Here is a 12195-nt window from a genome sequence, read left to right as displayed (position 1 = left end):
CGTGTCGGGCCTGACGTGTTTCGTACGTATCAGGGTTGCAGTCTGAACTGCACGACGGCCGTGACGTTCTCGATGGCGTCGTCGAGTGCCGTCTTGCGGGCCCGGGCGTCCGGTGCCGACAGAATGTCGAGGCGATCGGACTGACCCATCGGAATCAGTGCAGCCAGTGACCAGATTTTCTCGGCGGCCGAGATCGGCAGGCTCAGAAAGTCCGGAAAGCCCGGAGTGGCAATGTTTTCGGTGGATTCGAGTCGGCCGATGAGCTCGTACAGATCCTCGACCCGCGCCCAGGTGGTGTCGAATTCGGTATCGGCGATCACCGACTCGGCGTCCTCGTCGAGCCACGGTCGAACGTCTGCCAAGGGGTAGGGATCGTCGGGCAGCCAGGCGTCGATCCGGATCCGTTCGCCGCCGACACACTCGAGTAGGTACCTGCCGTCACCGATGGCCTCGTGTCCGATGATGTGCGCAACCGTCGCCACGTCGTGCCGAACGTCGCCGCCCCCGGCCTCGTGGCCACGCGCGATGAGCACAACGCCGAAGCTCGGGTCGTCCTGCTTCAGACAGTCTTGGACCAGCGCCTGGTAGCGAGGCTCGAAAATGTGCAGCGGTAGACGTTCGCCGGGAAGCAGCACGCTCCCGAGCGGGAACATCGGGATGACACTCACGGGCGTTGCAGCGGCATGACTGCCGGAGTGATGTCTTCACGCGCGTCGGTCCCTGCCGCGACGTCCTTCCCCTGTCCGTTCGAGTCCAGGAACTCGTCCAGAAGTCGGAAGAAGAAATCGGGCTCGTCGAGCTGCGGAAAGTGGCCGGCATCGGGGAAGATCTCGACGCGGCTGTTGGGCACCTCGCGTCGGATGTTGTCCGCGTGTTTGGCGGGAATCATGCGATCTTTACCGCCCCAGACGAGCAGAGACGGAATCGACTCGAACTTCTCGAAATGCTGCTTGGCGCTCACGGTCTGACCGCGCGGGCCGACCACTGCTCGCGTCGACGCCAGAAAGGCCTCGCGAGTGGAGCGGTCGGCGACCGACCGGAACGATCGCCAGGTCTCGGCCATGCTCGGACCGGGCTTGACCGGAAGGCCCCACTTGCCCAGCTGCGACAGTGCGCCCTCGGCGTTCTTGCGGAACCAATCGGACGCAAGCAGCGGCAGTACCAACTCGCTGCCGGGCAGCGTCGCGGCCTTGAGCAGGAGGCTCACTTCGGGGCCGAGGCCGCCACTGCTGACCAGGGCGAGGCGATCGACCCGTTCGGGGAAGAGATACGTCAACTGCATGATGATGCCGCCGCCGAGGGAGTGACCGACCAGGGGAGCGGAGTCGATCTTCAGATGATCCATCAGATCGCGAATGGTGGCCGAGTGCGAGCTCAGCGAGTAGTCACCGGTCGGCTTGTCGGACTCGCCGTGCCCGAACAGGTCCGGCGCGATCACCCGGTACTTGTGCGAGAGGCGCTCGAGCTGGGGGGCCCACGATTGATGCGACCCGAGCAGGCCGTGCACGAGGATCACGGGCGGACCGTCGCCGATGTCGACGTAACGCAGGACGTCCTTGTGTAGTTCCACGGACTGCAATTCGTACGATGAACTCATTGTCGGCCTCCCTGTCGAATAGTTCGGACCTGTCGCGCCTTCTGGCACAAACGTACAAGCTGTACCGCGGTCGCGACAGACCGTCCTACGGGCTGCCGGGCTTCAGCGCCCGCTGCCGACGGTGTCGTCGATGATCTTGGCCAGCTCCTCGGCCATCGGTTCGCTCAGCATGTCACCGTGATCGCCGTTGATGTCAACGAAAGTCAGTTCACCACGAGCAACTGTCTGCCACGACCGGGCATCTTTCACGTTCTCCGCTGTGCGAACCACGGTCATCGAGCCCGACCACGGAGTCGGCACGTGCTTGTTCAACGCCACGTACCCGATGCTTGCGAAGACCAACCATTCCATGGTCGTCGGGTACCGCAGCAACCCGGCGAACTGCATGCGGATCCACAGAGCGGCCGTGCCGAGGCGGCCGAGGTGGAAGCCCGCTTCTTCCCGCGTCTGGGCCGGAGGTGCAGCCGGAACGTCGGTACCGCCGGGCAGCTTGTCCAGCAGATGCCGAAACAGCCGGGTGTCCAACAGAAGCAGGTGCGGAGATCCGAGACCACAGTCTCGGATTCTCTCGGCCATCGCGATGGCGATCCACCCGCCGAGCGAATGGCCGACCAGATGGAACGGTCCCTCGGGCTGGACGGTGCGTATCGCGTCGACGTATCGCCTCGCGGTTCGCCGGATGGTGCGGTCCGGTCGTCCGCGCTTACCCCGGCCGTGCGCCTGCAATGCGTACACCGGATGGTCGTCGTCGATGTGCTTGACGAGTTTGAGGAATGCCATCGCGCCGACGCCGGCTCCGCCGATCAGGAAGATCGGTGCCTTGCTGCCCTCGGTGCGCAGGGGCACCAGCACGTCGTGTTCGCCGGACGTGCGTCGACGAACGGTGGCCGCGTCTCGCAGGCGGGCATCGACCGTCGTTGCGAGCGTTCGAACGGTCGTCGCCGCGAACACGTCCTCCGCCGTGAGATCGACCTTCAACGTGTCCCGCAGTTGGGCCAGCATCGCCGTTGTCGTCAGCGAGTTACCGCCGAGAGCCAGGAAGTCCTCGTCTCGGCCGATGGAGTCCAGACCGATGGCAGCCCGGGCAGCCTCGGCGACGATGTATTCGGTCGGCCCGGCCGCTGTTCGCTCGACCCGCCGATCCGCAGGCTCGGGCAATGCCCTGCGATCGAGCTTGCCGCGTTCGTTGCGCGGCATCGCGTCGAGCGCAACTATGTGCGTGGGCACCATCCATTCCGGCAAGGTCCGGCGCAGCGACGCTCTGATCTCGCCGACGGAGGGCCGCTTGGCCGATCCCGCCGAGCACACGTAGGCCACCAGGTCGGTGTCGGTACCCGAGTGTCTGCCGATCACCGCGGCCTCGTCGATCTCCGGCATGGCTCGCAGGGCTGCCTCGATCTCGGCCGGCTCGACCAGGTAGCCGCGAACCTTGACGGCGTCGTCGATGCGTCCGGCCAGATGCAGCGTCCCGTGTTCGTCCAGACGCCCCAGATCGCCGGTTCGGTACCGGAACAGGCCATCGTCGAGGGCGGCGAATCGTTCGGAATCCAGACCGGCATCGCCGAGGTAACCGTCGGCCAGGCAGGTGGACGTCACCCGAACTTCGCCGATCGCGTCGGGCACACACACCGAGCCGTCGGTGGCGACGACCTCTACGAGCTTGCCGGGGATGGGCCTTCCGGCCGGTAGGAAGCCGGACGGCAGCGTTCGCTCCGGAGGGAACTCGCTGTAGGCGACGGCACCCGCCTCCGTGGTCGCGTACCAGTTCACCACCGTGGCTCGCCCGTCGAACATTTGCCTGAAATTGTCGACGTCGTCGGAATGCAGGGACTCCCCGTACGTGGTGACCACGCGCAGACTGGGCACGGCAGCGTGCCCGTGGTCGGCTGCCGCGATCGTGCGCAGAAGTGACGAGGAGCAGTGCAGCGTGGTCAGTGACTGTTCGGCGATCCATTCGGCGGTGTCGGACGGGACACCCGACCGAGGGTCTCGGCAGTGGACCGCGGCACCGCTGAGCAGCCCTGCGAAGAGCGTGTTCAACCCGGCACCGAAACTGACCGGCAGCGAATTTCCGATGCGATCGTGCGGGCCGACCGACAACGCGGTGGCGACCTCGTATGCCTTGGTCAGACACATGCGATGGCTGAGGATCACGCCCTTGGCGGTGCCTGTCGATCCCGAGGTGTAGTTGATCACCGCGGTGTGATCACCCGACAGTGTCGGTAGCGGCACGCAGGAATCCACGGTCTCGGCAACGGTGGAAGCGTCGATCGCCGTCGCACCGGCTCGGTCGATGATCGTGGCGCGTCGCTCGGCGGGAAGCATGGGATCGAGGGGCACGAGAGGGTGACCGGAGGCGACGACGGCCAGCATCAGCACGATCGAGATCGGAGTGTCGTCGGTATCGACGGCAAGCGGCCGAGAGTCCCCGGGGAAGAGGGTGGCGATCTTCCGGGCCTGCGAGTATGCGCGGTGCAGCAGTTCGTCGAAGGTGAGCGAGGTTCCGCCTACGGAGAGTGCAACGGCGTCCGGCAGGACGTGAGCGACTTCCCGGTAGCGCGCCATCAGCGTGTCGCGGCTCTCGGGCCGGCACAGTGGAGCCAGTGCGGGACGGGTGGGTGCATCGATGTCTTGAACCGACATGATTCTCCTTGCACGAGCCCGACCCGTGATGACAGAGTTGGTTTGCGGACTGCAAACCTACTTGAAGACTGTTTTACCGTCTCAAAGGTAGACGTGCATCACCTTTCGGCGCAAGCCAAAAACCGGACATTTCACAACAAATAGGTGTCGTTGCGAAATGCCCGGTCGGGTTCGGCAGTACTAGAGGTCTGCGATCGCCTCCAGAGGCTTCGTGCGAGCCGCCCGCACAGCAGGCCACAGTGCGGCCAGAACTCCTACGACGGCGGATCCCACCAACATGGACGCCACCTGACCCCAGGGGACGGTCATGGTTCCCAGGCCCTCGTCGCGCAGGGTCTGCACGAATCCCCAGCCGAAGGCGATGCCGAGGACGACGCCCACGATCGCGCCGAACAGCGCGATGAGCAACGACTCGAGGTAGATGATGCGGCGAACCTGTGGACGCTGCATGCCGATGGCCCGCAGCATCCCGATTTCTCGCCGACGTTCCACGACGGACAGGGCCAGCGTGTTGACGATACCGAGCACGGCGATGACGACGGCCAGTGCCAACAATCCGTACAGCACCGCGAGCAGGGTGTCGATCTGTTGTCCCTGGCTGCCCTTGAACTCTTCGACGTCCTGAACCTGAACGACGACGAACGGCTTGGTGGCGGCCTCGAGGTCGGTGCGAAGCGTCCCGAGATCGGTCCCCGGCACCGCCTTGACGAGCACCAGAAGATCCGACCGCGTGATTGATGGCGTCACTTTCTGATAGATGTCGCCCGAGACGATCCAGTTTCCGATCAGCGGATTGTCGGTGAACACCCCGGTGACCGTGACCGGCACCGAAGCCCCGTCCACGGTGTCGAAGGTGACCTGGGTGCCCACGGTCCATCCGCGGCCGGCGGCCTCGGTTTCCGATACCGAGAAGCCGTTGCTGTCGAGGTCTGCCGTGCCCTGGACCATCGACAGATCGAGCAGGCCTTCCGGCGAACCGTCGATGGCGGCTCCGTACTCCTCCTGGCCGGCGATCGTGACGAACACCGGGTGCAGAACTGCGGTTCGGTCCACGCCGTTCACCTGTTGCGCTGCTGTGGTGGCACCGGTCGGAACGCCGATCGACTGGGGGCCCGAGAGGATGTAGTCGGCCTCCACACCGGTGTCGACGAGCGAATCGACGCTGGCCTTCGCAGTGGATCCCAGTACGCCGATGACGGTGACGAGCATGAGGCCGAGCATCAGAGCGAAGGCGGTGGCCGCGGTGCGACGCGGGTTGCGCACGGAGTTGGTCCTGGCCAGCCGTCCGATCGCTCCGAACGGACGGGTGATGACGGCACCGAGTGCACCGACGATGGGCCGCGACAGGGACGGCGCGGCCAGTGCGGTGGCGACGATGAGTGCGACCGCACCTGCCCCGACCGTCGCGGCCGCGGCTCCGCCGGTCGATTGTGCGCCGATGACCAGTGCAGCCGCACCGGCGATTCCCAGCCCGACGCCCACGAACGTCCGAGTGCGCAGGGTGTCGCCGGCCGAGGCGAACTCCTCGCGCATCGCGGCGACCGGCGGAATCTTGGCCGCTCGACGCGCCGGTGCGTATGCGCTCAGGACGGTGACGATGATGCCGACCGCGAAGGCGACAGCGACGGTGCGGGGTTCGAGTGCCAGTGGTCCCGACGGCAATCCCAGATCGAAGGCGTTGAGCAGTGCGCGCAGGCCGTAGGCCAGCCCGACTCCGCCCGCGAAGCCGAGGACACTGCCGATGACGCCGACGACGAGTGCTTCGAGTACCACCGAGCGGCTGACCTGGCCGCGGCTGGCCCCGATGGCCCGCAGCAGCGCCAGCTCACGGACTCGCTGGGCAACGATCATCGAGAACGTGTTGTAGATGATGAAGGTGCCGACGAGCAGTGCGATTCCGCCGAAGGCGAGCAGGAAGTAATTGATGAACGACAGGGCCGACTCCACCTCGGCCTGGGTCTCTTCCTGTACGTCCGCGGCCGTCTGCACCTTCAGGCCGGGGAGCGCCGCGGAAATCTCGTCCCGCAGATTGCTCTGCGTGAGCCCCTGGGCGGTGAGATCGTTACCCGCGACGTCGATGTACTGCACGTGGGCCCCGTCGGTGAACAACTCGTTCGCCTGGCTCTGCACGAACTGGATTCCGATGTAGCCGCCGGATTCTGTTGCAGTGGAATAGATTCCAGAAATCGTGATATCGGTGATGCCCTTGGACGGCACGAGCACCTGGGTGGCGTCGCCCACTTTCAACCCGGCGCGCTCGGCACCACCGGCATTGATCGCGACCTGCCCGGGAGCGGTGGGAGCCGAGCCGTCGACGAAGGTCGTCGGATCGCCCAGTCGTTGGTCTTCCGGTAGGTAGGACTCGCCGATGGTCGGCGCCCCACCGGATTGCACGGCGGCACCGTCGGAGCCGAGCAGTACGAGCTGTCCGCCGACGTACGGCGACACGGCGCGCACGTTCGGCAGGGCCGAGATCGCTGCGATGTCCTCGTTGGGCACCCCGCTCGAGCGCGCGTCCTCCGGGCTCACTCGGACGTCTGCGCCTTGCGCAGTATCGGCGAACAACGAGGAGAAGGTGCGCTGGAGGGTGTCGGTGAAGACGAACGAACCCGCGACGAACGCGGTGCCCAGGACCACGGACAGAACCGTCAGTGCCAACCGAACCTTGTGTGCTGCAAGGTTTCTCAGTGACACCTTGCGCATCGGATTGCCCGCCGACTTTTGTCGTGGAGGCTTGTTGGAGACAGAATGCGCCATTATCGGACCGTCTCCAGCTTCTTCATCCGCTCGAGTACGGCGTCGGCCGTGGGCGAGTTCAGCTGATCGATGACGGCACCGTCGGCGAGAAACACGACGCGGTCCGCATAGCTGGCCGCGCGTGGATCGTGGGTGACGATGACGACGGTCTGGTCGAATTCGTCTGCGGCAGTGCGCAGAATCGACAGGACCTCGCCGGAGGAACGGGAATCCAGGTTGCCGGTGGGCTCGTCGCCGAACACGATGTCGGGTCGGCCGGCGAGCGCGCGGGCGCACGCCACTCGCTGTTGCTGCCCGCCCGAGAGTTCGCTGGGGCGGTGATCGAGGCGATCGCGGAGGCCGAGTCGGTCGACGACGGTGTCGAGCCACCCCTGATCCGGGGCGCGGCCCGCGATGTCGAGCGGCAGGGTGATGTTCTCCAGCGCGGTCAGCGTGGGCACCAGATTGAATGCCTGGAACACGAATCCGATTCGGTCCCTGCGCAATCCGGTCATCTCCTTGTCGGAGAGCGCCGTCAGCTCGGTGTCTCCGATGGTCACCGTGCCCGACGAAGCGGTGTCCAATCCGGCCAGGCAATGCATGAGAGTGGACTTGCCCGAACCCGACGGGCCCATGATGGCGGTGAATTCTCCGCGAGCGAACTCGACGCTCACCCCGGACAGTGCGTGCACCTGGGTGTCCCCGGAACCGTAGACCTTCGATACGTCGACCGCGCGCGCGGCAATGTCGCTCATACGCTCCAGTGTTTCAGTGTTCTGCGCCGGTTGCTATCAGGGGAGACCCTGAACACGACCCCTATGATGGACGTCATGCGCATCGGAGCACACGTCCGCGACAGCACCGACCCTCTCGGTACCGCCGAGGCGCTCGGCGTCGATCTCGTCCAGATGTTTCTCACCGATCCGCAGAAGTGGAACAAGCTCGAACCACACCCGCAGGGCGAGGCTCTGTTGACCGGCTCGGTCGATGTGGTGGTGCACTCGTCGTACGTGCTCAACGTCGCGAGCTTGAACAATCGGATTCGCATCCCGTCCAGGAAGGCCGTCGTCGAGCAGGCGGCTGCAGCAGCCGAGATCGGGGCCATCGGGCTGGTCGTCCACGGCGGCCACGTCCGCGAGGGCGAGGACACCGCCAAGGGAATCGACAACTGGCGCAAGCTCTTCGAGCGTCAGGCTGAGCAGGGCGGCTTCGCGGTGCCGATCTTCGTCGAGAACACCGCGGGTGGGGATTCGGCGATGGCGCGCCACTTCGACGACATCGCCCGGCTCTGGGATGCGATCGGCGAGTTCGGTGCCGGCTTCTGCCTCGACACCTGCCATGCGTGGGCCGGGGGCGAGGATCTCGTCGACGTCGTCGACCGCATCAAAGCCATCACCGGGCGAATCGATCTGGTGCACCTGAACAACTCGCGCGACGAGTTCGACTCGGCCAGGGACCGACACGCGAACCTCGGCACCGGAACCATCGACGCCGAGATTCTGACCGCCGTCGCATTGGCCGCCGACGCGCCGGTGATTCTCGAGACACCGCCCGAGGGCATCGAGGACGACGTCAGGCTGCTGAAGAGCCTGTAGCGGCGGCGACCATCGTGGTCAGGTGGTGGACGGCTACCGGCCACAGTCGGATCAGCTCGTCGACTCCCTGCAGTTCGCCGGCCCAGCTGACCCGTGCCGCCGCGGTACCGGCGTCCGTGACGGCAATCCTGACATCGATCGCGTACCCGTCCTTCGGCTCCGTCGATGTGTGGTCACGCACGATGATCTGCGCCCCGGCGCGTGAGGCGAGCGCGGGATAGTTACGGGTGAGCGCGTAGTCGCGGCCGCCGTTCGGCACCGAGTCCAGCTTCCTGGAGACATCGTCGACGAGGTTCTTGCCGTGCGCGGGCACGGCGAGCGCGTCGGTGTGGACGGCGGGGAGGCGAACCGGGTGCACCGCGTTCGTGGCGTCGAGGTCCAGATCCACCAGGACGCCGGCCGACGAGCCACGCCGATTGTTCCTCTGCCACGTACACACCGCCGAGCCGAGCGCCGCGAGCAGCAGGGCATGGGGTCGGTGAGGGCTCTGGGGAAGTTCGAGCGTCACCGAAGCCTGCTCGGAACGACCCGATGCCGATCGGGCGTCGAGCAGAGGCCGCTCGGCGGGGGTCAACACGGCAACCCAGTACGGAACCTGTTCGGCGACCTCGGTGCACAGGGTGCGTCCGAGCTGAGCTGGGCTGATGGTCTCCCCGCCCGAGAGTCCCTGTCGCGCGACTCTCAGCGGTGCGAACACGGTCACGCCGACGAACCCCACTTCCGGTGCAGATTGTCCTAGCCTTACCTAATTCTCTCAGGCTAGCTCGAGCCGGAATCGGGTGCCAGCACACCCCGGTGCGGATCGGTGGCGCGCAGCATCGGAATGCCGGGGGAGACCGGCAGGGTTCCGGTCTCCAGGTCGTCGAGCAGCCCTTCGGACCAGACCAACAAGCCGCTGACGTCGACACTGTGCGGTGGGTCGGCTTCGAAGCCGATCAAGCGATCGTGTCCCTGTCGAAGCAGCGACGCGGCACCGATGCGATTACCGCGCAGGAGGTGCGTCAGCCCGACGGCGAGTTGGGCGAGACCCTGCCACAGCGGACGCTCGTCGGTCGGGCAGCTCTTCCACGTTCCTTCGAGTACTTCGTGTGCGTGGAACGGCATGTTCGCATCGAGGAATTTCTGCGCCTCGACGAGAGCTGCGCCGGGCGGAAGTCGTACGTCGTCGGGCACGCGTGGGATTCCGCTTCCGCCGCGGGCGAGTGGCCGCCCGAGACCGTCGCGAGGCCTGGCATTGAGGGGTTTACCGCGCGCATCGCGCTCGCGTTCGGTCATGGCGGTCACCCTAGTGGGTAGGCGCTGCTCCCTCGGCAGGTTGCCGCGCGGACGACCGCGCGGTGATGACGCCCAGGGCGATCAGTGCTGCAGCGGACGTCACGACCATCGTTGTGGACACTGCCACCGCATCGTTTCCGAGTGCGCCGACGATGGGCGCGACGATGGCACCGAGACCGAACTGCGCAGCTCCGAGAAGTGCGGCAGCACCACCTGCGGCCTCGCCGTGCCGGGACAGGGCGAGTGCAGGCGCGTTGGGCATCACGAATCCGACGGCCCCCAGCACGAACCACAGGGGGACGACGAATCCCGCCATACCGCCGGTCCCGGTCACCGCCAACGCCACCATGACTCCGCCGGCGACGACGCCGAACGACAGTGCCGACAGGACGATCTGTACCGGTGCGAAGCGTCCGAGCAGCAGGACGTTGAGCTGGGATGCACCGATCAGCGAAATCGCGCCGGCAGCGAAGACGATCGCGAACTGCTGCTCGTCGAGGCCGAACTCCTCCTGCAGCACGAACGACGACCCGGCCACGTAGGCGAACAGCGACGACATTGCCAGCGCGGCGACCAGGACGAGTACGACGAACTGGGCGTCACGCAGCAGCGAGCGGTAGGTACGCAACACCGGCATGACGCCACTGGCGCGACGACGCTCGGGTGGCAGGGTCTCGCGCAGCGACACGATCGCCAACGTCAACAGGCCGACGCCCAGGATCGCCAGCGCAGCGAAAACGAGACGCCATGATCCGACCAGCAGCACGGCACCGCCGAGCGACGGAGCCAGCACGGGCGCGACGCCCATCACGAGCATCAGACGCGACAGCACGGTGGCGGCAGCGCGGCCGGTGAACAGATCGCGCACGATGGCCATCGCCACTACCGCTGCCGCCGCAGCTCCGAGACCCTGCACGACGCGTAAGCCACCGAGCACGGCGATGTTCGGGGCCACGATGCAGGCCACGGAAGCGAGGATGTGCACGCCGGTACCGACGATCAGGGGAAGCCGTCGGCCGACGATGTCCGACAGCGGACCGATGACGAGTTGGCCGAGGGCGAGCCCGACCAACGTGCCGGCGAGCGTGAGCTGCACGGCGGACGACGGAGTGTTCAGGTCGTCGGCGATGGCCGGTAGAGCCGGCAGGTACATGTCGATGGTCAGCGGACCGAGGGCGATGAGCGCGCCGAGTACGAGGATCACCCGCAGGCGCTCCCGCGACGTCGGCTCGGTCACCGGAGCCGAGGTGTCGGTCACCGGTGTGTTGGTTACGACTGTGTCCGTAGAAGACGTGTTCGATGCTGGGGCCACCCGAAGGTCAGCAACCGGGGAACTCGTTCTGTTCCCGGTTGCTGACTACAACTTTCGTGTTCTATGCCACGGCGTCGGACAGAACCGTCAGTTTCTCGACCTCCTGACTGGTCAGAGCCAAGGCCGGTGCGTCGAGCAGGGCGGGCAGCTGAGAAATCTTGCTCGCACTGGCAATGGGCGCCGTGATGCCCGGACGAGCCAGCAGCCAGGCCAGAGCAACGCTCGAAATCTCCGCGGATCGCGATTCGGCGATCTCACGCAGACCCTGCACCACATCGAGCCCGGCATCGGAGAAGTATCCCGTGGTCAGCCGCTCGCGCTGTTTGCCGGCCAGGTCCTCGCGGGTGCGGTACTTGCCCGTCAGGAATCCGGCGGCGAGGGAGAAGTAGGGAAACACGCCGAGGTCGTGATCGACGGCCAGCTTCTGCAGTTCGCCCTCGTAGTCGCGGCGGGCGACCAGGTTGTAGTGCGGTTGCAGCGCGATCGGAGCGGCGAACCCGTTCTCCTTCGCCAGTTCGAGCCACTCGCGCACCCGCGCCGGGGTGTAGTTCGAGATGGCGACATAGCGAACCTTGCCAGCCGTGACCAACTCGTCGAACGCGGCGAGGGACTCCACCAGCGGGGTCTTGTCGTCGTCGTAGTGCGCGTAGTAGACGTCGATGCGGTCGGTCTGCAACCGAGTCAACGACGCGTCGGCGGCCGCTCGGATGTTGTCCGGGGCCAGCCCGCGAAAGTCGGGATGCTGGCTGACTTTGGTGGCGATGACCACGTCGTCGCGGTTGCCACGAGCGTCGGTCCACTTGCCGATGATCGTCTCCGACTCGCCGCCGGAGTTGCCGTCGGCAAAGGCCGAGTACGAGTCGGCGGTGTCGACGAAGTTGCCTCCGCCGGCGGTGAAGGCGTCGAGAATCTCGAAGGACGCAGCCTCGTCGCTGGTCCAGCCGAAGGTGTTCCCGCCGAGGGCGAGCGGAAAGATGTCGAGGTCGGACGTGCCGATGGCAACCACGAAGTACTCCTTACGTTGGCGAACAACTCGA

General features: G+C 66.1%; 10 protein-coding genes. 1 reads left to right on the top strand and 9 read right to left on the bottom strand.

The window, feature by feature from the left end; genetic code table 11:
* Nucleotides 1-29 precede the first annotated feature (29 nt).
* From CH305_RS07105 to CH305_RS07085, 5 genes are all read right to left on the bottom strand, one after another.
* Complete coding sequence (locus tag CH305_RS07105) at nucleotides 30-668, bottom strand: LON peptidase substrate-binding domain-containing protein (RefSeq protein ID WP_094620305.1); 639 nt, start codon at nucleotides 666-668, stop codon at nucleotides 30-32.
* Entirely contained in the window at nucleotides 665-1597 is a 933-nt protein-coding gene (locus CH305_RS07100; protein WP_037172476.1) for an alpha/beta fold hydrolase, read from the bottom strand. The genes CH305_RS07105 and CH305_RS07100 overlap by 4 nt, the downstream gene beginning before the upstream one ends.
* Before the next feature lie 102 nt (nucleotides 1598-1699).
* Nucleotides 1700-4240 (bottom strand): alpha/beta fold hydrolase, encoded by a 2541-nt coding sequence (locus tag CH305_RS07095; RefSeq protein ID WP_094703257.1) that lies wholly within the window; start codon nucleotides 4238-4240, stop codon nucleotides 1700-1702.
* Nucleotides 4241-4420: 180 nt separating this feature from the next.
* On the bottom strand, nucleotides 4421-6943 hold the full coding sequence (locus tag CH305_RS07090; protein ID WP_094703272.1) for an ABC transporter permease: 2523 nt from the start codon (nucleotides 6941-6943) through the stop codon (nucleotides 4421-4423).
* A 53-nt stretch (nucleotides 6944-6996) separates the two neighbouring features.
* The gene (locus CH305_RS07085) at nucleotides 6997-7731 is read right to left on the bottom strand and encodes an ABC transporter ATP-binding protein (protein ID WP_032378575.1); all 735 of its coding nucleotides are present in this window, start codon (nucleotides 7729-7731) and stop codon (nucleotides 6997-6999) included.
* A gap of 75 nt (nucleotides 7732-7806) precedes the next feature.
* Between CH305_RS07085 and CH305_RS07080 the strand changes: the two genes are divergently transcribed.
* A complete protein-coding gene (locus CH305_RS07080; protein WP_037152447.1) occupies nucleotides 7807-8571 on the top strand; it encodes a deoxyribonuclease IV in 765 nt (254 codons plus the stop codon).
* On the opposite strand, the gene CH305_RS07075 is transcribed toward CH305_RS07080, so the two are convergent.
* The 4 genes from CH305_RS07075 to CH305_RS07060 form a co-directional block, all read right to left on the bottom strand.
* The gene (locus CH305_RS07075) at nucleotides 8549-9274 is read right to left on the bottom strand and encodes a hypothetical protein (protein ID WP_143545261.1); all 726 of its coding nucleotides are present in this window, start codon (nucleotides 9272-9274) and stop codon (nucleotides 8549-8551) included. The two genes, CH305_RS07080 and CH305_RS07075, sit on opposite strands and share 23 nt — an antisense overlap.
* 56 nt (nucleotides 9275-9330) lie before the next feature.
* Complete coding sequence (locus CH305_RS07070; RefSeq protein WP_052058574.1) at nucleotides 9331-9846, bottom strand: DUF309 domain-containing protein; 516 nt, start codon at nucleotides 9844-9846, stop codon at nucleotides 9331-9333.
* A gap of 10 nt (nucleotides 9847-9856) precedes the next feature.
* Complete coding sequence (locus tag CH305_RS07065; RefSeq protein ID WP_032402171.1) at nucleotides 9857-11104, bottom strand: multidrug effflux MFS transporter; 1248 nt, start codon at nucleotides 11102-11104, stop codon at nucleotides 9857-9859.
* 115 nt (nucleotides 11105-11219) lie between these two features.
* Nucleotides 11220-12164, bottom strand: coding sequence for an aldo/keto reductase (locus tag CH305_RS07060; protein ID WP_094703255.1), 945 nt, complete (start codon nucleotides 12162-12164; stop codon nucleotides 11220-11222).
* Nucleotides 12165-12195 lie beyond the last annotated feature (31 nt).

Origin of the sequence: Rhodococcus sp. 15-649-2-2, assembly GCF_002258645.1 — a bacterium.
Taxonomy (GTDB): Bacteria; Actinomycetota; Actinomycetes; order Mycobacteriales; family Mycobacteriaceae; genus Rhodococcoides.
Note: the sequence above shows the minus strand (reverse complement) of the source record. Positions and strands in the feature narration are given on the sequence as shown.